Origin of the sequence: Sphingopyxis sp. P1IMeth2, assembly GCF_900185685.1 — a bacterium.
Taxonomy (GTDB): Bacteria; Pseudomonadota; Alphaproteobacteria; order Sphingomonadales; family Sphingomonadaceae; genus Sphingopyxis; species Sphingopyxis terrae_A.
This window is the reverse complement of sequence record NZ_FYAT01000019.1, coordinates 1-24,069: the sequence shown is the minus strand read 5'-3', so window position 1 is coordinate 24,069 and position 24,069 is coordinate 1. Positions and strand designations below refer to the sequence as shown.

At 65.8% G+C, this 24,069-nt stretch carries 23 protein-coding genes; 11 read left to right on the top strand and 12 right to left on the bottom strand.

Annotation, left to right across the window (positions count from 1 at the left end; translation table 11 throughout):
* The first annotated feature begins 106 nt into the window (after positions 1–106).
* Together P1IM2_RS18490 and P1IM2_RS18485 are read left to right on the top strand one after the other, a co-directional pair.
* Positions 107–1,318, top strand: a complete 1,212-nt coding sequence (locus P1IM2_RS18490; RefSeq protein WP_058812797.1) for an LL-diaminopimelate aminotransferase — start codon at positions 107–109, stop codon at positions 1,316–1,318.
* Between the two features lie 5 nt (positions 1,319–1,323).
* Positions 1,324–1,773: a DUF2721 domain-containing protein gene (locus P1IM2_RS18485; protein WP_003048937.1), complete on the top strand. Its 450-nt coding sequence runs from the start codon at positions 1,324–1,326 to the stop codon at positions 1,771–1,773.
* Between the two features lie 2 nt (positions 1,774–1,775).
* Here the strand turns inward: P1IM2_RS18485 and P1IM2_RS18480 are convergent, their stop codons facing one another.
* The gene (locus P1IM2_RS18480; RefSeq protein WP_260834197.1) at positions 1,776–3,347 is read right to left on the bottom strand and encodes an amidase; all 1,572 of its coding nucleotides are present in this window, start codon (positions 3,345–3,347) and stop codon (positions 1,776–1,778) included.
* 114 nt (positions 3,348–3,461) lie between these two features.
* Between P1IM2_RS18480 and P1IM2_RS18475 the strand changes: the two genes are divergently transcribed.
* Positions 3,462–4,775 (top strand): spinster family MFS transporter, encoded by a 1,314-nt coding sequence (locus P1IM2_RS18475; RefSeq protein ID WP_409574546.1) that lies wholly within the window; start codon positions 3,462–3,464, stop codon positions 4,773–4,775.
* Here the strand turns inward: P1IM2_RS18475 and P1IM2_RS18470 are convergent.
* Positions 4,772–5,362: an NADPH-dependent FMN reductase gene (locus P1IM2_RS18470; RefSeq protein ID WP_186403437.1), complete on the bottom strand. Its 591-nt coding sequence runs from the start codon at positions 5,360–5,362 to the stop codon at positions 4,772–4,774. The genes P1IM2_RS18475 and P1IM2_RS18470 overlap by 4 nt on opposite strands.
* A 94-nt stretch (positions 5,363–5,456) precedes the next feature.
* Here P1IM2_RS18470 and P1IM2_RS18465 point away from each other — a divergent pair, with 94 nt between their 5' ends.
* Positions 5,457–6,359, top strand: coding sequence for a haloalkane dehalogenase (locus P1IM2_RS18465; protein WP_186403436.1), 903 nt, complete (start codon positions 5,457–5,459; stop codon positions 6,357–6,359).
* Here P1IM2_RS18465 and P1IM2_RS18460 read toward each other — a convergent pair.
* A complete protein-coding gene (locus tag P1IM2_RS18460; RefSeq protein ID WP_003048946.1) occupies positions 6,348–6,806 on the bottom strand; it encodes an Lrp/AsnC family transcriptional regulator in 459 nt (152 codons plus the stop codon). The two genes, P1IM2_RS18465 and P1IM2_RS18460, sit on opposite strands and share 12 nt — an antisense overlap.
* 118 nt (positions 6,807–6,924) lie before the next feature.
* Between P1IM2_RS18460 and P1IM2_RS18455 the strand changes: the two genes are divergently transcribed.
* Positions 6,925–8,136, top strand: a complete 1,212-nt coding sequence (locus tag P1IM2_RS18455) for a methionine gamma-lyase (protein ID WP_186403435.1) — start codon at positions 6,925–6,927, stop codon at positions 8,134–8,136.
* A 15-nt stretch (positions 8,137–8,151) separates the two neighbouring features.
* Here P1IM2_RS18455 and P1IM2_RS18450 read toward each other — a convergent pair whose 3' ends face one another.
* Positions 8,152–9,441 (bottom strand): adenylosuccinate synthase, encoded by a 1,290-nt coding sequence (locus P1IM2_RS18450; RefSeq protein WP_186403434.1) that lies wholly within the window; start codon positions 9,439–9,441, stop codon positions 8,152–8,154.
* Positions 9,442–9,629: 188 nt separating this feature from the next.
* Here P1IM2_RS18450 and P1IM2_RS18445 point away from each other — a divergent pair, with 188 nt between their 5' ends.
* Together P1IM2_RS18445 and P1IM2_RS18440 are read left to right on the top strand one after the other, a co-directional pair.
* A complete protein-coding gene (locus P1IM2_RS18445) occupies positions 9,630–10,592 on the top strand; it encodes an alpha/beta hydrolase (RefSeq protein ID WP_260834196.1) in 963 nt (320 codons plus the stop codon).
* Between the two features lie 191 nt (positions 10,593–10,783).
* Positions 10,784–11,161, top strand: a complete 378-nt coding sequence (locus tag P1IM2_RS18440) for a DOPA 4,5-dioxygenase family protein (protein ID WP_186403433.1) — start codon at positions 10,784–10,786, stop codon at positions 11,159–11,161.
* Here P1IM2_RS18440 and P1IM2_RS18435 read toward each other — a convergent pair.
* The 3 genes from P1IM2_RS18435 to P1IM2_RS18425 form a co-directional block, all read right to left on the bottom strand.
* Positions 11,158–12,273, bottom strand: coding sequence for an ATP phosphoribosyltransferase regulatory subunit (locus P1IM2_RS18435; RefSeq protein WP_186403477.1), 1,116 nt, complete (start codon positions 12,271–12,273; stop codon positions 11,158–11,160). The genes P1IM2_RS18440 and P1IM2_RS18435 overlap by 4 nt on opposite strands.
* Positions 12,274–12,418: 145 nt before the next feature.
* Positions 12,419–14,005 (bottom strand): phosphoglycerate dehydrogenase, encoded by a 1,587-nt coding sequence (gene serA / locus P1IM2_RS18430; protein ID WP_003048955.1) that lies wholly within the window; start codon positions 14,003–14,005, stop codon positions 12,419–12,421.
* A gap of 119 nt (positions 14,006–14,124) precedes the next feature.
* Entirely contained in the window at positions 14,125–15,252 is a 1,128-nt protein-coding gene (locus tag P1IM2_RS18425) for a phosphoserine transaminase (protein ID WP_186403432.1), read from the bottom strand.
* 171 nt (positions 15,253–15,423) lie between these two features.
* Between P1IM2_RS18425 and P1IM2_RS18420 the strand changes: the two genes are divergently transcribed.
* Together P1IM2_RS18420 and P1IM2_RS18415 are read left to right on the top strand one after the other, a co-directional pair.
* Positions 15,424–16,125, top strand: a complete 702-nt coding sequence (locus P1IM2_RS18420; RefSeq protein WP_186403431.1) for an extensin family protein — start codon at positions 15,424–15,426, stop codon at positions 16,123–16,125.
* A 57-nt stretch (positions 16,126–16,182) separates the two neighbouring features.
* Positions 16,183–17,055, top strand: a complete 873-nt coding sequence (locus P1IM2_RS18415; protein ID WP_003048961.1) for an LOG family protein — start codon at positions 16,183–16,185, stop codon at positions 17,053–17,055.
* 54 nt (positions 17,056–17,109) lie between these two features.
* Here P1IM2_RS18415 and P1IM2_RS18410 read toward each other — a convergent pair whose 3' ends face one another.
* Together P1IM2_RS18410 and P1IM2_RS18405 are read right to left on the bottom strand one after the other, a co-directional pair.
* Entirely contained in the window at positions 17,110–17,556 is a 447-nt protein-coding gene (locus P1IM2_RS18410; RefSeq protein ID WP_186403430.1) for a cytochrome c family protein, read from the bottom strand.
* Entirely contained in the window at positions 17,556–18,209 is a 654-nt protein-coding gene (locus tag P1IM2_RS18405) for a c-type cytochrome (RefSeq protein ID WP_186403429.1), read from the bottom strand. Before P1IM2_RS18405 ends, P1IM2_RS18410 begins: the two co-directional genes overlap by 1 nt.
* A 176-nt stretch (positions 18,210–18,385) precedes the next feature.
* On the opposite strand from P1IM2_RS18405, the gene P1IM2_RS18400 reads away from it, so the two are divergent.
* Positions 18,386–19,276, top strand: coding sequence for a prephenate dehydratase (locus P1IM2_RS18400; protein WP_186403476.1), 891 nt, complete (start codon positions 18,386–18,388; stop codon positions 19,274–19,276).
* Between the two features lie 6 nt (positions 19,277–19,282).
* Here P1IM2_RS18400 and P1IM2_RS18395 read toward each other — a convergent pair whose 3' ends face one another.
* The 3 genes from P1IM2_RS18395 to polA all read right to left on the bottom strand — a co-directional run bounded on the left by P1IM2_RS18395 (position 19,283) and on the right by polA (position 23,409).
* Positions 19,283–19,957, bottom strand: coding sequence for a CDP-alcohol phosphatidyltransferase family protein (locus tag P1IM2_RS18395; RefSeq protein ID WP_186403428.1), 675 nt, complete (start codon positions 19,955–19,957; stop codon positions 19,283–19,285).
* A gap of 150 nt (positions 19,958–20,107) precedes the next feature.
* Positions 20,108–20,599, bottom strand: a complete 492-nt coding sequence (locus tag P1IM2_RS18390; protein ID WP_186403427.1) for a hypothetical protein — start codon at positions 20,597–20,599, stop codon at positions 20,108–20,110.
* The gene (gene polA, locus P1IM2_RS18385) at positions 20,596–23,409 is read right to left on the bottom strand and encodes a DNA polymerase I (protein WP_186403426.1); all 2,814 of its coding nucleotides are present in this window, start codon (positions 23,407–23,409) and stop codon (positions 20,596–20,598) included. The genes P1IM2_RS18390 and polA overlap by 4 nt, the downstream gene beginning before the upstream one ends.
* A 151-nt stretch (positions 23,410–23,560) precedes the next feature.
* Here polA and P1IM2_RS18380 point away from each other — a divergent pair.
* On the top strand, positions 23,561–24,069 hold a 509-nt coding region (locus P1IM2_RS18380), incomplete at its 3' end, for an IS110 family transposase (RefSeq protein ID WP_186403425.1).

Genomic DNA, 24,069 nt, shown 5'->3' with positions numbered 1-24,069 from the left:
TCAGCCTCTCGTCCGATGCGTATAACAGCCGCCGACGCGGCTGGCGAGGTGCCGATCGCGTTTCGACCGACTAAACGCTTACGAAAAGGAGTTGTTCTAGTTCCCCATGTCCGACGATGAATTCTACCGCATCAAGCGCCTGCCGCCCTATGTCATCGCTGAAGTGAATGCGATGCGAGCGGCCGCGCGTGCCGCGGGCGAGGACATTATCGACCTGGGAATGGGCAACCCCGACCTGCCGCCGCCGCAGCATGTGATCGACAAGCTGTGCGAGGTTGCGCAGAAACCCGACGCGCACGGCTATTCGCAGTCGAAGGGCATTCCGGGGCTTCGCCGCGCGCAGGCCAATTATTATGCCCGCCGCTTTAACGTCGAACTCGATCCCGAGAGCGAAGTCGTGGTGACGATGGGGTCGAAGGAAGGGCTTGCCAGCCTCGCGACTGCGATCACCGGCCCCGGCGACGTCGTGCTGGCGCCGAACCCCAGCTATCCGATCCACACCTTCGGCTTCATCATCGCCGGCGCGACGATCCGCAGCGTGCCGACGACGCCGGATGAAAATTACTGGCGCGCGCTCGACCGCGCGATGGCGTTCACCGTGCCGCGTCCGTCGATCCTGGTCGTCAACTATCCGTCGAACCCGACCGCCGAAGCCGTCGACCTCGCCTTTTACGAGCGGCTCGTCGCCTGGGCGAAGGAAAACAAGGTCTGGGTCTTGAGCGACCTTGCCTATTCGGAGCTTTATTACGACGGCAATCCGACCCCCTCGATCCTGCAGGTGCCGGGCGCGAAGGATGTCGCGATCGAATTCACCTCCATGTCGAAAACCTATTCGATGGCCGGGTGGCGCATGGGTTTCGCGGTCGGCAACAAGCGGCTGATCGCGGCGATGACGCGCGTCAAATCCTATCTCGATTACGGCGCCTTCACGCCGATCCAGGCGGCGGCCTGCGCCGCGCTCAACGGACCGCAGGATATCGTCGCGAAGAACCGCGAGCTTTACCAGAAGCGCCGCGACGTGATGGTCGAAAGCTTCGCGCGCGCCGGCTGGGATATTCCGAGCCCACCCGCGTCGATGTTCGCCTGGGCGCCGCTGCCGCCCGCGCTCAAGGAGATGGGCAGCCTCGAATTCTCCAAGCAGCTTCTGACCCATGCCAAGGTCGCGGTTGCGCCCGGCGTCGGCTATGGCGAGGATGGCGAGGGCTATGTCCGCATCGCGATGGTCGAAAACGAACAGCGCATTCGGCAGGCGGCGCGCAACGTTCGCAAATTCCTCCAGATGCATGGTGTCAACACGCCGTCGGTCGCGGCAGGATAGGCGCGATGTTCGAAGGGGCGCCGACAATCGCCCAGACGATCCAATTGTCCGTCGCGCCGGTGTTCCTGCTCGTCGCGATGGGCAATTTGCTCAACGTCTTCACTGGCCGCCTCGCGCGCGTCATCGACCGGTCGCGCAAGCTGACCGAACGTCACGCGACGACGACGGGCGTCGAACATAGCCGGCTGGTCGAAGAATTGCGCGTGATCGCGCGCCGGATGCGCGTCATCAACACCGCCATCCTGTTCGCCGTATGCGGCGGGCTGGTGGTGTGCATCCTCGTGTCGCTGCTGTTCCTGCAATATGCGGCGGGCTTCCATCTCGGCGTCGCGGTATCGCTGGTCTTTGTGCTGGCGATGCTGTTCCTGCTGCTCTCGCTCGGCATGTTCCTCTATGAAGTGCGCCTCGCGACGCACGCCATATTGATCCCGACCGAATATCTCGAGCGTAACTAGCGTCAGGGCGTAACGCTGGCGCGATAGGTTGGCGCTACGCGTTTGCGGCTTGCCTGTTCATAGGCATATCCGGCCGCCAGAATATCGCCGTCGCTCCATTTGGTGCCGATGAAGGAGAGGCCGAGGGGCAGCCCTTCGACCGCGCCCATCGGGACGGTGAGGTGCGGATAGCCGGCGACGGCGGGAAGTTGGCTGACGCCGGGGCCGGTATAATGGTCGCCGTTGACGAGATCGGTGGTCCAGGCGGGGCCATTGGTCACGCCAACCAGCAGGTCGGCACCGCTTTCGCGCAGCAACCGGTCGATGCCTTCTGGTCCGGCTAGCCGCGCCGCCTTGGCCTTGGCGTCACGATAGGGCTCGCTGTCGAGGCCGCCTTTGCTTTCGGCAAGTTCGAACAGTGCCTGGTCGAACCAGCGCATCTCGGCGGGCGTCGCCTTGTTGAAGGCGATCAGGTCGGCGAGCGAGCGCGGCGCGTCCTTCCCGGGCAGTCCGGCCAGATAGGCGGCCATGTCGGCCTTGAGTTCGGTCATCAATATCTCGAACTCGGCATCGCCCAGGCCGTCGAGGCCGCTACGGCTATCCTTGATCTCGACGATCGTCGCACCGGCGGCGCGCATCGTGTCGAGCGCGGCATCGAACAGCGCGCCGATGTCGGCGCGGCCACCGATGCGATCGCGCAGCACGCCAATCGTCTTGCCGCGCAGCGCGTCCGGCGACAGCGCGGCGGCAAAGTCACGGCGGTGCGCGTCGGCCTCTGTCGTTGCCGGATCGGCGGGATCGCTGCCCGCCATCACCGACAACAGCGTGGCTGCGTCGCGCACCGTCAATGTCATCGGTCCCGCCGTATCCTGACTGTGGCTGATCGGGACGACAAGGCTGCGGCTCACCAGGCCGACGGTCGGTTTGAAGCCGACCACGCCGTTCATGCCTGAAGGGCAGGTGATCGATCCATCGGTCTCGGTCCCGATCGTTAGCGGCGCAAGGCTGGCCGCCGCCGCGGCGCCGCTACCCGCCGACGAGCCGCATGTGTTTCGGTCGAGCGCGTGCGGATTGCGCGTCAGCCCGCCGACGGCGCTCCAGCCGCTGGTCGCGTCGTTCGACCGGATATTGGCCCATTCGCTAAGGTTGGTCTTGCCCAGGATCACCGCGCCGCCTTCGCGCAGCCGCGCGACCAGCGGCGCATCGCGGCCGGAGATATTGCCTTTCAGCGCCAGCGAACCGGCGGTCGTCGCAACCGGCCCCGCGGCCTCGATATTGTCCTTCAGTAGCACCGGAATCCCGTGGAGAGGGCCGCGCACATGCCCCGCCTTGCGCTCCTGATCGAGCCGATAGGCCTCGATCATCGCGTCGGGAAACACCGCGATCACGGCGTTGAGCGTCGGTCCGGCCTTATCGATATTCCGGATACGCTCCAGATAGGCGGCGGTAATGACCTCGCTGCTCGTTTCGCCCGCAGTCATTTCCGCCTGCAGAGTCGCGGCATCCTTGCCGGCAACATCGGGAAGCGGCGGCGGCATCGCGGCGGCGGGGGTTGCGAGGGCAAGGGCGGCGGCGAGTGCGGAAATTTTTTGCATCGTCTGAATGCTGGCAGCCGTAACGGCAATTGCAAGCGCCATTTTACGCCCTGCCGCCGCGGCGTTGACAGGGTGCGACCGCGTCTGCACCTTCGCCTCCATCGGGAGAGAAAAATGTCGGAAAAGCCAGCTCTTGCCCTTGGTGCAGGGTCGCAAGCCTCAACCGGCGTCGCCGCGAAAACGCGCACGATGCTATGGGTGCTCTTGATCGTCTATATCCTCAACTTCCTCGATCGGCAGATCGTCAACATATTGGCCGAGCCGATCGCGCGCGATCTGAAACTGTCCGATTCCGACATCGGCCTGATGACCGGATTGGCGTTCGCGCTCTTTTACACCTTCCTGGGTTTGCCGATCGCGCGTTATGCCGACCGCCCCTCGACCAATCGCGTCGGGCTGATTTCGGTGTCGCTGGCGATCTGGTCGGGGATGACCGTGCTGTGCGGCATGGCGCAGAATTTCGTGCAATTGCTGCTTGCCCGCATCGGCGTCGGCGTGGGCGAAGCGGGGTGCACGCCCGCGGCGCACTCACTCATTACCGATGCCGTCGAACCCGCCAAACGATCGTCCGCCATTGCCTTTTACGGGCTCGGCATTCCGATCGGCAGCCTCCTCGGCCTGATCGTCGGCGGGATCGTCAATGATTTGTGGGGGTGGCGTGTCGCGTTCATGGTCGTCGGCGTGCCGGGATTGCTGCTTGCCTTCATGGTCCCGATGTTCATCAAGGAGGTACGCGCGCGGGGCGCTGATGCCGCTGCGACGACGGGCGCGAGCGGCGCGCTGTCGATCGGGGAGGCGCTGCGCGAAGTGTTCAGCACCCGGGCCTTCGTCTACATCGCGATCGCGGCGTCCTTCACCGCCTTTCTGGGCTATGGCAAAGGCGTCTGGGCGCTGATCCTGTTCCAGCGGTCGCACGGGCTGAGCGCGGGCGAAACCGGATTGTTGCTGGGCGTCGCGCTCGGCTTCGCGGGTATTTTGGGAACCTGGCTCGGCGGCTATTTCGCCGACCGGTTCGGCAAGACCGACCGCCGGCACATGCTCACCACGCCGGCGATCGGCATGGCGGTCGCGGCGCCGATCCTGTTTCTGGGCTACGCCGTCACCGAATGGCATGTCGCGATCGCGCTGCTGTTCGTGCCGACCGTGCTCAACGCCGCTTATTACGGCCCGACCTTCGCCTGCGTCCACGGGCTGGTGCAGCCCGAGGCGCGCGCGATGGCCAGCGCGGTGATGCTGTTCCTGCAGAATCTGATCGGCCTCGGACTTGGGCCGCTCCTTTTCGGCATGGCGTCGGAAGAGCTCAAGCCCACCCTCGGCACCGAAAGCGTCCGCTATGTCCTCTATGGCGCGGCGTGGCTCGGGCTGATCCCGGCCTTCTTCTTCTGGCGCGCCAGCCTGCGGCTCGGGAAGGAGCTCAAATCGGGTTAGAAGGGCGGCGGCGCTTGTTCGCGCTGCGCCTTCGCGGCGTCGGTCCACCAGGCAAGGTCGTCGGCGAAGCGCGGAAAGGCCCGTGCCAGCCGCTCGCCGTCCTCGCCCGCAGGCCCGCCGTCGGCATCGAAAGCACCACCGATGCGCGCGAGGCTGAGCGGGGTCGCGGTGACCACCATGCCCATCGCGCCAAGCGTCGTGCGCCACGCGGTCGCGGCGCGGATGCCGGCAAAGGGGCCCGCCGAATAAGATGCGATGGCGGCGGGGCGCCAGGCGAATTGGGGAAGATAATGATCGACCAGATTCTTGAGGCCCGGTTGCAGCCCGCCATTATATTCGCCGGTCACGAAGACGAAGCCGTCCGCCGCGGCGATCTGGTCGGCAAGTGCATCCATCGCGGCTGGGGCTTCGTCCACCGCGAAATCGCTGTGCCGCCGGTCGAGCATCGGCAGGGCCACCGCCATCGCGTCGACCAGTTCGGCGCGGTCGCCGCGCGTAGCAAGGGAATCGACGATCCAGCGGGCAAGCTTGATGCCCTGCCGGTCGCGGCGATAGCTTCCGTAGAAGACCAGGATGGTGCGGCTCATCGCCCGACCGTGCCACGCCGCGCCGCCGAACGAAAGCGCGTCTTGCGCCGCACCGGGCGTCAATTCTAGAGTGATCGGGACCAAGGGGGGGATTATGCGGGTTTATCGTACACCGGACGACTGTTTTGCGGGCCTGACCGACTGGCCTTTCGCACCGCGATATGCCGAGATCGCGGGCGGCCTGCGCGTCCATTATGTCGACGAGGGCGCCGCCGATGCACAGCCGGTGCTGATGCTGCACGGCGAGCCGACGTGGAGCTATCTCTACCGCCACATGATCGGCCCCGCGGTGCGGGCGGGCTTCCGGGCTGTTGCGCCCGACCTCATCGGCTTCGGTCGCTCCGACAAGCCGCTCGACCGGTCGGCGTACAGCTATGCGCAGCAGGTCGCGTGGATGCGCGCCTGGATCGAGGCGCTCGACCTTCGGAACATGATCCTCGTCTGCCAGGATTGGGGTTCGCTGATCGGGCTGCGTCTCGTTGCCGAAATGCCCGAACGGTTCGCGGGTGTCGCGCTGTCGAACGGCGGACTGCCCGAGGGGCAGGCGGCGCCCCGCGCTTTTGCGATCTGGCGCGCCTTTTCGCGCTACAGCCCGCTGTTCCCGATCGGCCGGATCGTCAAGGCTGGGACGAAGCGCCCGCTCAGCGCCGAAGAAATCGCGGCCTATGACGCACCCTTTCCGACGCGCGCGTCGAAGGTCGCGGCGCGCATCTATCCGTCGTTCGTGCCGCTGGGCGACAATGTCGCGGTGCCCGATCAGAAGCGCGCATGGGCCGCGCTCGAACGCTTCGACAAGCCCTTCCTCTGCTGCTTTTCGGACGGCGACCCGATCACGCGCGGCGGCGATGCCCTGTTCCTCGGCCGCGTACCCGGAACGGCCGGCATGCCGCACCGCACGCTGAAAGGCGGGCATTTCATCCAGGAGGATGACCCGGCGGGCTTCGTTGCCGCAATCGAAGCCGTCGCCGCGGCGGGGCGCGGGGCGTCAGCCGGGTAGCGGCAACACGCGGCTCTGCTTGACGACGCCGTAGGCCAGGCTGGTGTCGATCGACGCGATGCCGTCGATCGCGTGCAGCCGTTCGCGCACGAAACGCTCGTATCCATCGAGGTCGGGTGCGACGACACGCAACAGATAGTCGATATCGCCCGTCATCAGGAAGCAGTCGAGAATATCGTCGATGGCGCCGATCGCCCGCTCGAACGCCTGCACGGTCGCCTGATCATGCTTGCTCAGCCGGATGCCGACGAAGACGGTGATCGGATAACCCATCGCCTTTTGATCGACGAGCGCGGCATAGCCGGTGATGACGCCGCGCTCTTCGAGCAGACGAACCCGGCGCAGACAGGGCGACGGCGACAGGTTCACCGCCGCGGCCAGATCCTGGTTGCTCAGTCGGCCGTCGTGCATCAAGGCGCGGACGATCTGGTGATCCTTGCGATCCATGGGGCAGTCCTTGGCAGAATATTCCAATATACTTGCTGCTAGTGGCATATATTGGAAGCACCTGCCACCGGCCTTTTGATACAAGCGGCGCTCGTTCACCGCAGGAGCCGCGCCCGTCATGTCGTCCTTTCCGCTTTCGGGTTTTGCGACCCGCGCCATTCATGCCGGCTATGACGCAAAGGCCAATGACAGCGCGCTGGTGCCGCCGCTGCATCTGTCGTCGACCTTCGTGTTCGAAACCGCCGAGGCGGGCGCCGAGATTTTCGCGGGCGAGCGCGAAGGTTATTTCTACAGCCGCATCGCCAATCCGACGGTGGACCTGCTCGAACGGCGGATGGCCGCGCTCGAAGGCGCGGAAGCCGCTGTCGCGACGGCGTCGGGCATGGGCGCGATAACGGCGGTTTTCTGGTCCTTTCTGAAGCCCGGCGACGAAATCATCGTCGACCAGACGCTGTACGGATGCACCTTCGCGTTCATGCGCCACGGCCTTGCGCGCTTTGGCGTCCGCGTCACCCATGTCGATCTGACCGATCCGGCCAATCTCGAAGCCTGCATCTCCGACGCGACGAAGATCGTCTATTTCGAAACCCCCGCCAATCCGAACATGCGGCTGGTCGATATCGCCGCGGTGTCGGCGATCGCGCGCGACCATGGCGCGCGCACCGTCGTCGACAACACCTATGCGACCCCGGTGCTGACGCAGCCGATCACGCTCGGCGCGGACATCGTGGTGCATTCGGCGACCAAATATCTGGGCGGGCATGGCGATCTGGTCGGCGGCATCGCGCTCGGCACCGGCGCCGATATGCAGCAGGTGCGTCTGGTCGGGGTCAAGGACATGACCGGCGCGGTGATGGCGCCCTTCAACGCCATGCTGGTGCTGCGCGGGCTCAAGACGTTGAAGCTGCGCATGGCAGAACATTGCCGGTCGGCCGCGGCGATTGCGGCCGCGCTGAACGATCACCCGGCGGTCGCTGCGGTCCATTATCCGGGGCTGGCACGTTTCGCCCAGCACGATCTCGCGCGGCGGCAGATGCCGGGTTTCGGGGGCATGATCGCCTTTGAACTGAAGGGCGGCTATGCCGCGGGCGTGGCGATGATGAACCGGCTGACGCTTGTCCAGCGCGCGGTGTCGCTCGGCGATGCCGAAAGCCTGATCCAGCATCCGGCGAGCATGACCCATTCGACCTACACTGCAGAAGAACGGCGCGCGCACGGGATCGCCGACGGGCTCGTGCGCCTGTCGGTGGGACTCGAGGAGGCCGACGAAATCGCCGCCGATCTGACGCAGGCGCTCGATGCAGAGGTCAGCGCGTCCGTCGACGCCTGACCGCTTGTCGCGGCGTCAGTCGCTGAACGGATCGCGGATCAGGATCGTGTCTTCGCGCTCGGGGCTCGTCGATACGAGCGCGATGGGGGTTTCGATCAGTTCCTGCACGCGCTGGATATATTTGATTGCCTGCGCCGGCAGGTCGGCATAGCTGCGCGCCCCTGCGGTCGATTCGCTCCAGCCGTCCATCTCTTCGTAGATCGGTTCGACCTCGGCCTGATCGGCGGCGTGCGCCGGGAAATAGTCGAGGATCTTGCCGCGCAAACGATAACCGGTGCAGATGCGCACCTTGTCGAAGCCGTCGAGCACGTCGAGCTTGGTCAGCGCGATGCCGGTGACGCCCGATACCGCGCAGCTCTGACGCACCAATACCGCGTCGAACCAGCCGCAGCGGCGCTTGCGTCCGGTGACGGTGCCGAATTCATGCCCGCGTTCGCCGAGCCGTTGGCCGGTTTCGTCCTCGAGTTCGGTGGGGAAGGGGCCGCTGCCGACGCGGGTCGTATAGGCCTTGGCGATACCGAGCACGAAGCCGACGGCCGACGGGCCGAGGCCCGAGCCGCTGGCGGCAGTGCCGCTGACCGTGTTCGAGCTGGTGACGAAGGGATAGGTGCCGTGATCGACGTCGAGCAGGACGCCCTGCGCGCCTTCGAACAGGATGCGTGCGCCCGCCTTGCGGACCTTCTTCAGCCGCTTCCACACCGGCTGGGCATATTCGAGCACGAAATCGGCAATCTCGGTGAGGTCGGCCTTCAATCGTTCGCGATCGATCGGCGGCTCGCCGAAGCCGGCACGCAGCGCGTCGTGATGCGCGGTCAGGCGATCGATCTGCGGATCGAGCTTGTCGAGATGCGCAAGGTCGCACACGCGTAGCGCGCGGCGGCCGACCTTGTCCTCATAAGCCGGACCGATGCCGCGACCCGTCGTGCCGATCTTGCCCGCGCCCGCCGCGGTTTCGCGCAAGCCGTCGAGGTCGCGGTGAAAGGGCAGGATCAGCGCGCAATTGTCGGCGATCGCGAAATTCTCTGCGTTGATCTCGACGCCCTGGCCGCGCAGCTTGGCAATTTCGTCTTTCAGCGCCCAGGGATCGAGCACGACGCCGTTGCCGATGATCGACAGGGTGCCGGTGACGATGCCCGACGGAAGCAGCGACAGCTTGTAGACCTGTTCGCCGACGACCAGCGTGTGACCGGCGTTATGGCCGCCCTGAAAGCGGACGACCGCGTCGGCGCGGCTGGCGAGCCAGTCGACGATCTTGCCCTTGCCCTCGTCGCCCCACTGCGACCCGATGACGGTAACATTTGCCATGACGCTGTCCTGCTGAACGGGGCCCTTTCGACCCGGCGCGGCCTTAGCGGATTTGGCTGTCGAGGCAAGGGCGAAGGCCGTAAAATCGTGCCGTGCCGCGCCGATCACGGCTGTTACATCTTGTCATAACATCGCGGTGCGCGGTCACATCCTCGCGACAATTGCAGGCTAGTGACAGGACGGACAGCATGAAGACGGAGGCGATGATGACGCGGCGATTTTCGACCGGATGGGCCGCCATGGCGGCGTTTGTCGTGGCGAGCCTGATGGTGCCGGGCCCCCTCGCCGAGGCGCGGGAACGGCTGCGCGAGCGGATTGCCGAACGCATGGCGGAGCGCATGGGCGCCGATGCCGGGGCAAAGGTCGCGGGCAGCGAAACGATCGCCTATGGCCGCGATCCGCTCCAGACGCTCGACATATGGCGCGCAAAGGGCGCGGCCGGTCCGGCGCCGCTGATCGTCTTCGTGCATGGCGGCGGCTGGAAGCGCGGCGACAAGGACAATGCGACCGGTCATTTCAAACCCGAACATTATCCCGCCGAGGGCTACGCCTTTGCGTCGATCAACTACCGCCTTGTCCCCGCCGCGACGGTCGAGGAGCAGGCTGCCGATGTCACCGCGGCGGTGCGGGCGATCGTCGAGCGCGCCGACGCATTGGGCGTCAACCGGCATCGCATCGTGCTGATGGGGCACAGCGCGGGCGCGCATCTGGTCGCGCTGGTCGGCACCGACCCGCGCTATCTGAAAGGCGCCGGCCTGTCCTTTGCTGATATTGCGGGTGTCATACCGATCGACGGGGCGGCCTATGACGTGGCGGCGCAGATGAAGGACGGGCCGCAAATCATGCAGTCGACCTATACGCAGGCCTTCGGCACCGATCCGGCGCGCCAACGCGCGCTGTCGCCGACGGCGCAGGCGGCGGCGCCCAATGCCCCCGCCTTTCTGCTGCTGCACGTCCAGCGGCCCGACGGCGTGCGCCAGGCCAGGGCGCTCGGCGCCGCGCTCGAGGCCGGCGGCAGCCGCGTCGCGTTCGGCAGCTTTCCGGGCGAAGGATTGAAGGGCCATGCCGAGATCAACCGCCGCCTCGGCGATCCGTCCTACGCGGCGACCGCGACGGTCGATGCGTGGCTGAAGCGGGTATTCGGGCGATAGTTTCTGAGGGGCGACCAACCGCCTTGGCCCCTGTCTCAAACCACGCCTTCCAACATTTCGTCATCCCGGATCAAGTCCGGGATGACGAGGGGAGAAGGGGCCGCTATCGGTCGCGGGTTGCCTCTGCGCGGAGCCGTTTCTCGCAAGGCCGGTGAACTGCGGGCTAGCCGATGCCCGCCAAAGAGGCGCCAATGACCGATCCCGACGCACCCTATCACGCGCATATCTATTATGACCCTGCCGATCGGCCAGCAGCGGCGACCTTGCGCGACGCCTTTGGTGCCGATCCTGCAATCCTGTTTGTCGGGGCGATGACCGATGGCGCGGCCGGGCCGCATCCGATCGCGCAATATGAGGTGCATTTCCTCGCGCGCCATCGCGCCGCCGTCGTGGAGGCGATCGAGGCGACGGGGCTGCGCGCGCTCGTTCACCCGCTCACTGACGACGATCTCGCCGATCACACCAGCCTTGCGCACTGGATCGGCGCGCCGGTCGAACTCGACGTGACCGTGCTCGACCCGCCGGGCGTCAACCAGGGGATTCCGCGTTTCGGCGTTTCGGATTTTTAAGCGGCAACTGGCCCTTCGGGGCCGAGCGTGAAGCCGCAGCCGAGCCGCGCCGCTTCGTCGGCATCGGTGAGCGCTGCGACCGTTTGCCATCCGTCGGCGCGCAGGCTGGCCGCGAGTGCCGGATCGTGGCCGAGCGGCAGGAATATCCGCCGTTCGCTGTCACGCTCGACGCCCAATCCTTCGTCGATCAACGGGTCGGGGTAGAGCGAAAAGCCCACCGCGGGTTCTTCTTGATCGTCGCCGACCGGGATCGCATAACCGCCGCCGCGGCCGATTGCGTCGCCCTGGCCGGGGACGAAGATCTGGAAGCCGAACCAGCTTTGATAGGCAAAGCCGTGACGTTCGGTCGGATCGAGGGTCAGATCGGCGCGGCCGCGGATCGGCGCCGCGATTTCTTCCAGCGCGTCGATACGACTGGTGAGTACGCCCGCGGTGTCGAACGCGCGCAGATCGGCGATCGCACGGTCGAAAGGCCCCGTCGCACGCAGCAACGGCAAATAGGCTTCGGCTCCGATGCGCGCGAGCGCACCGGCATCCTTTGCGTCGAGTTCGTCACGCAGCATCTGCAGATCGGCTGTAATGGGCAGCGGACCGGCGGCGAGCAAGTCGACGACATCGGGCAGGGTGAAGTCGATCGTAACCCGGCCGATGCCCGCCGCGTCGAGCGCGTCGATCGCGACCGAGACAATCTCGCGCGCGGCTGCGACGCTGTCGCTGCCGATCAGTTCGGCGCCGACCTGCAGCATTTCGCGCGCCGGGCGGAGCTGGCTCGCGCGCAGCTTGACCACCTGGCCGGCGTAGCACAGGCGCAGCGGCCGCGGCGCATGCGCGAGCAAGGAGGTCGCGATGCGACCGACCTGCCGCGTGATGTCGGGGCGCAGCGCGAGCGTGCGCTGTGACACGGGGTCGGTGAAACGGAGCAGATCGCGCGCGGCGCGTTCGTCATTGCCGCCCAGCGTTTCGCGAAATTCGGCGAGCGGCGGCGCAACGCGGCCATAACCATGCGCGCGCATCGCATCGACGAGCGCGCGGGTGACGCGCGACGCGGCCTCGGCTTGCGCGGGCAGGCGGTCGCGAAGGCCTTCGGGCAGCAGGGCAGGGGCCTTGGTCATCATTGGGCCTTAGGCTGGCAGCGATAAGGTTTCAACGCCGCGCATGACGGCGTTCGCGCCGGGCCGGACCGACATACCAGAGGGGAGAGAGCCTGTGAGGCATCCCGGCGTCGGCCCGGCGCGAACCGGTCAAGGGAAAGGAGCCTTAGAACTTCAGTCCCTTCACCATCTTGACGCCGGGCAGCTGGCAGACCTGCCACAACAAAGGTTCGGGCATGGCCGAGTCGAGGCTGAGCAGCAGCACCGCCTCGCCCCCCGCGGCGCGGCGGCCGAGGTGGAAGGTGCCGATGTTCAGACCCGCATCGCCCAGCGTGCTGCCGATGCGACCGATGAAGCCGGGCGCGTCCTCGTTGACGATATAGAGCATGTCGCCGTCGAGATCGGCCTCGACCTTGATGCCGAACATTTCGACGAGACGCGGTTCGTTGTTGCCGAACAGCGTCCCCGCGACCGAACGGTCGCCGGCTTCGGTTGCGACGGTGACGCGGACGAGGGTGTGATAATCGCCCTCGCGATCATGGCGCACTTCGCGCACGTCGAGGCCGCGTTCGCGGGCAAGATGCGGCGCGTTGACCATGTTCACGCTGTCCGAATAACGGCGCATCAGCCCGGTCAGGACCGCGGCGGTGATCGGCTTCAGGTTAAGCTCGGCCGCCGCCCCCTCGACCTCGATCGAGATGGTGGTGAGGTTGTCGTGCGCGAGCTGCCCTACCAGACTGCCCAGCTTTTCGGCGAGGCTCATATAGGGGCGCAGCTTCGGCGCCTCCTCGGCCGACAGGCTGGGCACGTTGAGCGCGTTGGTGATGCCGCCGGTGAGCAGATAATCGGAAAGCTGCTCAGCCACCTGGATGGCGACATTGACCTGCGCTTCGTCGGTCGATGCGCCGAGGTGCGGCGTGCAGATGAAGTTCGGCGTGCCGAACAGCGGATGATCGGCGGCCGGCGGTTCGGTCTGGAACACGTCGAGCGCCGCGCCCGCGACATGGCCGCTGTCGAGCGCGTCCTTCAGCGCCGCCTCGTCGATCAGGCCGCCGCGCGCGCAGTTGATGATGCGCACGCCCTGCTTGGTCTTCGCAAGATTTTCCTTCGACAGGATGTTGCGCGTCTGGTCGGTCAGCGGCGTGTGCAGCGTGATGAAATCCGCCTTGGCGAGCAGCGTGTCGAGATCGGCCTTTTCGACGCCGAGCTCTATTGCGCGCTCGGGGGTCAGGAACGGATCGAAGGCGACGACCTTCATGCGCAGCCCCAGCGCGCGCTCGGCGACGATGCTGCCGATATTGCCGCAGCCGATCAGGCCCAGCGTCTTCGACGTCAGTTCGACCCCCATGAAGTCGTTCTTCGGCCATTTGCCTGCTTGCGTCAGCGCATTGGCCTCGGGAATCTGGCGCGCGAGCGCGAACATCATCGCGATCGCATGTTCGGCCGTGGTGATGCTGTTGCCAAAGGGCGTGTTCATCACGACGACGCCCTTCTTCGACGCCTCGGGAATGTCGACATTGTCGACGCCGATCCCGGCGCGGCCGACGACCTTCAGGTTCGTCGCGGCGGCGAGGACGTCGGCGGTGACCTTGGTGGCCGAGCGGATCGCAAGGCCGTCATAGGCGCCGATCATCGCGATCAGCTCGTCCTTCGTCTTGCCGGTGATGACATCGACGTCGATGCCGCGTTCCTTGAAGATCGCGGCGGCTTTGGGATCCATCTTGTCGGAAATCAGAACTTTGGGTGCGGTCATTTCGGTAGCTTTCAAAACTCCGTTCGTCCTGAGCTTGTCGAAGGACAGTTCTTCTCTTGGGCGTCGGAAAATAAGAGCGGCCCTTCGACAAGCTCAGGGCAAACGGAAGAGGGGAGGCGTCAGGCCTTGAGTGAGGCGTAAGCCCAGTCGAGCCAGGGCCCGAGCGCTTCGATATCGGCGGTGTCGACCGTCGCGCCGCACCAGATGCGCAGCCCCGGCGGGGCATCGCGATAGCCGGCAATGTCATAGGCCGCGCCCTCGGCTTCGAGCAGCCCGGCGAATTTCTTGATGAGATCCGCGTCGGCCCCAGCGACCGACAGGCACACCGACGTCTTCGATCGGCTGGCGGGATCGGCGGCGAGATGGCTCAGCCATTCGCGTTCGGCGACGATCTTGTCGAGCGCCGCGGCGTTCGCCTCGCTGCGCGCCTTCAGCCCGTCGAGGCCGCCCAGCGACTTCGCCCATTCGAGCGCAAAGATCGCGTCTTCGACCGCGAGCATCGAGGGGGTGTTGATCGTCTCGCCCTTGAACACGCCTTCGGCAAGCGCGCCCTTCGACATCAGGCGGAACACCTTGGGCAGCGGCCAGGCCGGCGTATGGCTTTCGAGCCGTTCGACCGCGCGCGGACCTAGGATCAGCACGCCATGCCCGCCTTCGCCGCCGAGCACTTTCTGCCAGCTGAAGGTCGCAACGTCGATCTTGTCCCACGGCAGGTCATAGGCGAACACCGCGCTGGTCGCATCGGCGAAGCTCAGCCCCTCGCGGTCTGCCGGAATCCAGTCGCCGTTGGGAACGCGAACGCCGCTGGTGGTGCCGTTCCAGGTGAAGAGCACGTCGTTCGACCAGTCGACCTGGTCCAAATCGGGAAGCTTGCCGTAATCGGCGCGGATCACCGTGGGATCGAGCTTGAGCTGCTTGGCGACATCGGTGACCCAACCTTCACCGAAGCTCTCCCAGGCCAGCGCCGTCACGGGGCGGGCGCCCAGCATCGTCCACATCGCCATTTCAAAGGCGCCGGTGTCCGATCCCGGCACGATGCCGATGCGGTGCGTATCGGGCAGGCGCAGCATCTCGCGCATCAGGTCGATGCAATATTGGAGGCGCGTCTTGCCGATCTTCGCACGATGCGAACGGCCGAGCGATTCGGTGTTGAGTTTTTCGGGGGACCAGACCGGCGGCTTCGCGCACGGACCGGAGGAAAAATAAGGACGCGCAGGCCGTGCCTGCGGTTTACGCACTTCAGTCATGTCAGACTCTCCTTGCAGAGAGCTCGCGCGGCGTTGGGACCGCGTGGCCCGGCGCCGCGTTTAAGCCGGTGCGCGCAACTGTCAAACAAAATGCGCGGGACGTGCGAAATTTCCGGCAAGCCGCGCCAAAGCTTTACGCCCTGTTAACCAAGATGTCGGTAAATTGACGCCATGCCGATCTCGCCGTTCCTGAAGCCCCGGATCCTGGTCGCCGCAACCGCGGCGCTGGCGCTCTCGGCCTGTTTCAGCACCCCCGACGTGATGAAGCGGAGCGATGCCAAACGACCCGCCGCGACCAAGCAGCAGCGGCCGCAGACGATCGGCGCCGCATCCTTCAGCAGCCCCGAGGCGCAGCAATGCGCCTTCGATCTCAAACAGGCGGGGGTGCGTTTCACGCCGCTGCCCGATCAGGATCATGGCGGCGGCTGTACCTCGATCGATTCGGTCAAGCTGCTCGACATCGGAACCCCGGTGACGAACCTCGGCCCGATGACCTGTCCGCTGGCAAAGAATTTTGCCGCCTGGGCGCAATATGCCGTCCGCCCCGCGGCGCGCAAATTCTTCGGGCAGGAGGTGGTGAAGATCGAAACCTTCGGCACCTACAGCTGCCGCAACATCTATGGCGGCCGGTCGGGCCGCCTGTCGCAGCACGCCTATTCCAATGCGATCGACGTGTCGGGTTTCGTCCTTGCCGACGGACGCCGGATCATGCTCGACGGCGGATGGAAGGGCGACCGGGCGTCGCAGGATTTTCTGCGCGCACTGCACAGCTCGGCATGCCGCCGCTTCGGCACGGTGCTCAGCCCCGACTATAATGCCGCGCATTACAATCATTTCCACATGGACATGAGCGGCAACGGCTTCTGCCGCTGACCAAGCCCGCGCGCGGGCGTCTTGGCAAAGTCATACGAAGCGGCTAGCCGTCCGCTAATGACAAAAGATAAACAGACCCATCGTTCGCGTTTTCACAAAGCCAAAGACGACGCACAATTCGCCCAGCAGGCGACCTCGACCCCGCAGACCGCAAGCGAAGCCTATAAGCTCGCATTTCAGGACACCGACTTCCTGTTGCGCGAAGACTTGCGTCCGGTGCGGTTTCAGCTCGAACTGCTCAAGCCCGAACTGCTCCTCGACGAAGCGAAGATCGAATCGACGCTCGTCATCTATGGCTCGGCGCGTATTCCCGAACCCGATCAGGCCGATGGCCTCGAAGCCGCGGCAACCGACGATGCGTCGCGCAATATCGCGCGGCGTCTGAAGGCCAAGGCGCGCTATTATGACGAAGCGCGCAAGCTGGCGCGGTTGGCGAGCCAGGTTCCCGTCGATGCCAATGGCGATCGCAATTTCGTCGTCTGTTCGGGCGGCGGGCCCTCGATCATGGAAGCCGCCAATCGCGGCGCGGCCGACGAAGGGCGCGAATCGATCGGGCTCAACATCGTGTTGCCGCACGAACAGGCGCCGAACCGCTATGTCACCCCGTCGCTGAGCTTCCAATTCCACTATTTCGCGCTTCGCAAGATGCACTTCCTGCTGCGCGCGCGCGCCGTCGCGGTCTTTCCCGGCGGTTTCGGCACCTTCGACGAAATGTTCGAGCTGCTGACGCTGATCCAGACCGGCAAGATCAAGCCGATCCCGATCGTGCTGTTCGGCAAGCAGTTCTGGAACCGCGTCGTCGATTTCGAGGCGCTGGTCGAAGAGGGCGTGATCAGCGCCCGCGACCTCAAGCTCTTCACCTTCGTCGAACATGCCGAAGAGGCCTGGGACGTCATCCAGAGCTTCTACGCCAACGCCGATCATCACTAGGGCCAGGAACCCCAAGGGCTTGGCCCCTGGGCAACGAACGCCGGACGGAGCGGGCTATTTCGACTGGTCTTCGAGGTAGAGGATCAGCGCCTGGCGATCGGCAGCGTCGATGACCCCGGCAAAGGCCATGCGCGTGCCGGGGACGGTCTTCATCGGATCGGCAAGATAGATATCGAGTGCGGCGGCGTCCCAGACGCCGCCCTTTGCCTTCATCGCGCCCGAATAGGCAAAGCCCGGATGCGACGCGACCGGGCGGCCGACGATGCCGTGCAGGTTCGGGCCGATACCGTTCGGGCCATCCTTGTCGATCGTGTGGCAGGCGGCGCAGCGCTTGAAAATCTGTTCGCCCATCGCCGCCGTCGGCGCGACGGCGGGCGTCGTCGGAGCCGCGGTTTCGGCCGCTGCTGGCGCATTGCTCGCCGCCGTGTCCGCCGGCGGTGCGGCCTTGCCGCAGCCGGCGAGCGCCAGAACGCCCGCCAGAAGGACGGGCGCGCGACGCATTATTTCTTGGCTTCGGCGGGCGCGGCAGCCGCGCCTTCGGCCGGTGCGGCGGCCTTGTCGCCTTCGGCCGCCGGTGCGGCGCCATCCTTGCCCTCTGCCGGAGCGGCGGCATCGGCAGCCGGCGCCGCTTCGGGCGCGGGCAGCGGCAGGTTCGAACCTTGCGCGTTCAGATAGACGATCAGGTTGGCGCGGTCTTCGGGGCTCGACAGGCCGGCGAACGACATTTTCGTGCCTGGCGCGAACTTGCGCGGGCTGGTCAGCCAATGGTCCATCTTTTCGAAGTCCCAGTTGCCGCCGACGCTCTTGAGCGCGTCGGAGAAGGCGAAGCCGCCCTTGCCCTGGCCGATGGCTTCACCCATCGTGCCGTAAAGATTGGGGCCGATGCCATTGGCGCCGCCCTGATTGATCGTGTGGCAGGCGCCGCATTTTGCGAACACCGCCTCGCCCTTCGCCGGATCTGCCGCCGCGAGCAGGTTGGGCAGCGGCACCGCCGCCGCGCCGCCGCCGCCACCGGCTTCGGCGTCTTCGATAGGAAATCCGGGCTTTTCAGGGGCATGGCTCGCACCCAGCATGCCGGTGCCGATCGTCAGGCCCAGCGCGCAGATACCGGCGAAGAGAGCCCAGCCGGCGATAGTATTGTTGCGGTCGTCCATGTCAGGCCCCGTTCGCTGGCGCCCACCCCGGGCGCATCTATTGATTTGGACGCTCCCTTACTTGGGCATGGGCGGGGGCGCAAGGGGATGAAATGTCCCGGCGGCATGCGCACGTTCGGTTGCTTCCGCATCGCGGGGCCGCTATGCGCCGCGGCGCGGTTTTCTGGAAGGCGTTCATGGGCAGCTATTCGGCTTCGGCACAAAGACTGGTCGACACGATGACGGCGGCGGCGCTCGCCGATCCCGCGCGGGGGCTGGCCTTTCAGGGCGCGCCCGGCGCGAACAGCGACCTTGCGGCGCGCGAATTTGACCCGCAGGCGCTGCCGCTGCCCTGCTACAGCTTCGAGGATGCGATCGAGGCGGTCCGCGACGGGCGCGTCGACCGTGCGATCATTCCGATCGAAAACAGCCTGCACGGCCGCGTCGCCGACATTCATTTCCTGTTGCCCGAATCCGGTCTGTCGATCGTCGGCGAGCATTTTCTGCGTATCCGCCACGGGTTGATGAGTCGCAATCTCGGCCCCGTCACGCGCGCGATGAGCCACGAGCAGGCGCTGGGACAGTGTCGCCACTGGCTGCGTGCGCACCATATCTCGCCGATCGCGCATAGCGACACGGCGGGCGCTGCGGCCTGGGTTGCCGACAGCGACGAGGTCGGGCTCGCTGCCGTCGCGCCGCCGCACGCCGCCGATTTGTACGGGCTGACGCTGCACGAATCGGGCATCGAGGATGCAGATCACAATATGACACGCTTCGTCGTGCTGGCGCGCGAACCGCTTGCCAACCTGCCTGCCGATGTGCCGCGGATGACGACCTTCATCTTCGAGGTGAAGAATATTCCGGCCGCGCTCTACAAGGCGCTGGGCGGCTTTGCGACCAATGGCGTCAACATGACGAAGCTCGAGAGCTATCAGGATGGCGGCAGCTTTGCCGCGACCAAATTCTATGCCGATATCGTCGGCGCGCCGGGCGAGGAAAATATCGACCGCGCGCTGGAGGAACTGGATTTCCAGACCAAGACGCTGCGTCTGCTCGGCACCTACCCGCAGGCGCGCGTCCGCGGCTGATCGGCCTCAGGGTTCGCGGCGCGACAGGGTGCGCGCCAGCGTCAGGCTCTGGATCACGAACAGCGTCACCAGAATGCTCGCCACGCCGAGCCCGAACAGGTCGAGCGGCGAGAAATGGCTGCCCAGAACGCGCTCGTCGCCGAGCGCAGGCATCGCGAGCGTCAACGCCATCAGCATCAGCCGCAATTCGGTCGGCCCGCCCGCAAGGTAGGAAAGGCGAAATTCGCCGACGACCTTCGCCGCAAGGAAAGTGTGGATCGACAGCAGAAAATATCCAACAACCCCCAGCAGCGCGACGTCGAAGCGCAGGAAAGGGCTCATCCCCATGCTTGCGACCATCAGGAAGGTCGCGATCGCATCGACGCTATGGTCGACGAAATACCCATAGGTCGGCCGCTCGATCTTGCGCCACCGAGCAAGGCTGCCGTCGAGCGAGTCGCCGAACCAGTTGACGACATAGCCGGCGAGCGACAGCGCCAGCCAGCCGCTGCCGAGCCAGCTCAACAGATAGCCGCCCGCGACCATCAGGGCGCCCGCAAAGCCGAGCAGCGTGAGTTGGTCGGGCGTTACCCAGGCGGGCAAACGCGCGCATAGCCAGTTGAGCAGGCGGCGCTCGCCACGCGCGAGGATATTCTGCTGGATACGCGTTGCCACCGGCGCGCGCTTGTCCGCATTGCTCATTGGATGTCCGCCTTTTCCGGCCCCATCACATGTCTGCGCCCTGTCATCAAATTGTCATAGGCTCCGCCCGGCGGCGCGCAAGCCTTAACCCGCGCGGCCGGGCGCAGGCGAAGCGCGTTTCGGCGCCCGTATCGCGCGGTCAGTGCGGTCTCAATCCTGCCAGGGGCCGATTTCGCCGACGTCGCCGACGGTGCGAAAGCGCACCGCGCCATCGACCCATGCCACTTCCCACATCGGTGCCGGGCGCGCCCATTCGCCGATCACGAACAGCGGCAGCCGGTTCGCGGCGACGAACGCCAGATCGTCCGCAGTCGGTCCGGGAATGATCGTTTCCATCCGTTGGTGCAGCCGCACCACCGCCAGCGTCCCCGCCGGCGGCGCGGGCAGCGACTGCCGCGCCGGAAAGGCAAGGCTCGCCATGACCGCGGGATAGCCTTTGCCGTCGCGCGTAAGGAGCAGGATCTTGTCGGGATTGGTATAGGGCCCGCCGGTCGGCCGCCCTGCCACCTTGCGCCCGTCGATCGCCGCAAATTCGCGCAGATCCTGATCGGCGACGGGGGACGGGGCCGCCGTCTCGACGCCCGGGGCTGCGGCTGCAGGACCGGCTGCCTGCACCGCGAACAACAGGAGCGCAGCGATCAATGCGCGTCGCCCCAGCTCTTGCCCGTTCCGACCTCCACCTCCAGCGGCACCGACAGCGTCAGCACCGGTTCGGCGGCGGCGGCCATCACGCGGCGGATCACGGCGCCGGCGGCTTCGGCCTTGTCCTCGGGTGCCTCGAAGACGAGTTCGTCATGGACCTGGAGCAGCATCTTCACCTCATCCAGCCCCGCCTCGGCGAGCGCTACGGGCATGCGCGTCATCGCGCGCTTGATGAGGTCGGCGCTGGTGCCCTGGATCGGCGCGTTGATCGCCGCGCGTTCGCTGCCCTGGCGTTCGTTCTGGTTCGCCGCCTTGATGCGCGGAAACCAGGTTTTCCGGCCGAACAAGGTCTCGGTATAGCCGCGCTCGCGCGCGCGCTCGAGCGTGCCCTGAATATAATCGGAGATGCCGGGGAAACGCTCGAAATAGCGGCTGATCAGCGCTTGCGCCTCGTCGGGCGTGATTTCGAGCCGGCCCGCAAGCCCCCAGCGCGAAATGCCGTAGAGGATCGAGAAGTTGACCGTCTTCGCCTTGGCGCGGGTGTCGCGATTGACCTCGCCGAACAGTTCGATCGCGGTCGCGGCGTGAATGTCCTGCCCCTGCGCGAACGCCTCCTTGAGTTCGGGGACATCGGCCATATGCGCGGCCAGCCGCAGTTCGATCTGGCTATAGTCGGCGGCGATCAGCACATGGCCCGGCGCGGCGATGAAGGCATCGCGAATCTGGCGGCCGATCTCGCTGCGGATCGGGATATTCTGCAAATTGGGATCGGTCGACGACAGCCGCCCGGTCTGTGCGCCGACGAGGCTGTAGCTGGTATGGACGCGCCCGGTCTTCGCATTGATCTGTTGTTGCAGCGCGTCGGTATAGGTCGACTTGAGTTTGGCGAGTTGCCGCCATTCGAGGATCATGCGCGCAATCGGCACGCCGTCGCGTTCAAGCCGTTCGAGCTCGTTCTGGTCGGTCGACCAGTCGCCCGACTTGCCCTTGCGCCCGCCCTTGAGGCCGAGCTTGTCGAACAATATCTCGCCGAGCTGCTTGGGACTGCCGATGGTAAAGGGCTGTCCTGCCTCGGCATGGATCGCGGTTTCCATCCGCGCCATTTCCTGCGCGAATTCGCCCGACAGGCGCGCCAGATAATCGCGGTCGACCATGATGCCCGCGCGCTCCATCGTCTCGACGACGCCGGCAAGCGGCCGGTCGACCATCTCGTAGACGCGGGTGCCGCCTTCGAGCGGCAGGCGCAGCTTGAGCAGCCGCCACAGTCGCAGCGCGACGTCGGCATCCTCCGCGGCATATTCGGTCGCGCGGGCGAGCGGGACTTCGGCGAAACTGATCTGCGATTTGCCGGTGCCGCACACCTCCTTGAACGAAAGGCAGACATGGTCGAGATGCAGCTTTGCCAACTCGTCGAGGCCGTGACCATGTTGGCCCGCATCAAGCGCGAAGCTCATCAGCAGCGTGTCGTCATAGGGCGCGACGCGGACGCCATGCTGGGCCAGCACGCCGATATCATATTTCAGATTATGCCCGACCTTCAGCACCGCATCGTCGGCGAACAGCGCGCCGATCCGCGCGACGGCGTCCGCCATCGCAATCTGGTCGGGCTTTTCGGCGAACATGTCGGTGCCGCCATGGCCGAGCGGGATGTAGCAGGCCTGCCCCGGCGCAATCGCCATGCTGACGCCGACAAGCGCGCCGGTGACGCTGTCGAGGCTCGCCGTTTCGGTATCGATCGCAACGACATGCGCCGCCTTCGCCGCCGCGATCCAGCGGTCGAGCGCGTCGAGGTCGGTCACGCATTCATAGGCCGCGCGGTCGATCGCCGGCATGGCGGGCAGCACCGGCGTCGTCGGGCCGGTAGGCGCCGCCGCAGCGGGCGCGGCGCCGGCGCGCGGCAGCGTGGGCGGCCCACCGGGGGCGACGCCATTGTCGAGCTTGGCGGAAAGCGAGCGAAAGCCATGTTCGTCGAGAAACAGCTTGAGCGGCGCCGGCGGAATCGCGTCGAGCTTCAGGCTTTCGAGCGTGTCGGGCAGCGGGCAATCGCGCTTCAGATCGACCAGTACGCGCGACAGTTCGGCCATCGCGCGATGCTCGATCAGATTTTCGCGCAGCTTCGACGCCTTCATCGTCTCGGCCCCGTCGAGCGCCGCAGTCAGATTGCCATATTCCTGGATCAGCTTGGTCGCGGTCTTGGGTCCGACCCCGCGCACGCCGGGCACATTGTCGACGCTGTCGCCCATCAGCGCGAGCACGTCGCCGACAAGGTCGGGGGAGACGCCGAACTTCTCGTGCACCGCGTCGATCCCCAGCCGGACATTCTTCATCGTGTCGAGCATGTCGACATGCGGTCCGTCGGCGGGTTCGCGGATCAACTGCATCAGATCCTTGTCGCTGCTGACGATGGTCACGTCCCACCCTTCGCGCACCGCGGCCTCGGCATAGGAGGCGATCAGATCGTCGGCCTCGAATCCCTCCATTTCGATGCAGGGCAACGAAAAGGCGCGCGTCGCGTCGCGGATCAGCGGGAATTGCGGGCGCAGATCCTCGGGCAGCTCGGGACGGTTCGCCTTATACTGATCGTAAATCTCGTTGCGGAACGACTGGCTCGAATGATCGAGGATGACCGCAAGGTGCGTCGGCCCGTCCGCGTCGTGCAGATCCTTCGCGAGCTTCCAGAGCATCGTGGTGTAGCCATAGACCGCACCTACCGGCACCCCGTTCGGGTTCGTCAGCGGCGGCAGGCGATGATAGGCGCGGAAGATGTAGCTGGAGCCATCGACCAGATAGAGATGATTCTTCTGTGACATGGCGCGGGGTGTAGCAGGGGGAAGGAAGGCGGCCTAGCTATGTCGGCGTGCTGTGTTGCGGAGGGTCTGCTTTGGGGTGATGGGGTGGACGCCCCCGGCGGCATCGATGTGCCATAGTGGAGGTGTTATCACACCACTAGAGGAGGCGTCCGTGTTGGAAGTTAGCATAATCGGATTGGATATCGCGAAGAATGTTTTTCATGCGCACGGCGCGGATGCGAGCGGGCGAGCACTGTTCAGCCGCAAGATCGGCCGAGGGAAGCTGCTGGAGTTCTTTGCTGGGCACCAGCGTTGTACGGTCGCGCTGGAAGCCTGTGGGGGCGCGCACCATTGGGGCCGAGAGCTGACACGGCTGGGATACAAGGTGAAGCTGATCCCGCCCGCGTATGTGAAGCCGTTCGTGAAGCGGAACAAGAATGATGCGGCGGATGCGGAAGCGATTTGCGAGGCCGCCCAGCGCCCGAGCATGCGGTTCGTGGCGATCAAGAGCGAAGAGCAGCAGGCGTCAAGCCTGGTGTTCCGGACCCGTGACCTGCTGGTGCGGCAGCGCACCCAGCTGATCAATGCCATCCGAGGTCATCTTACCGAATATGGCTGGGTAGCGCCCAAGGGTCCCTCGCACGTCGCGATGCTCGGCGATCTGCTTGAGGACGAGATGGC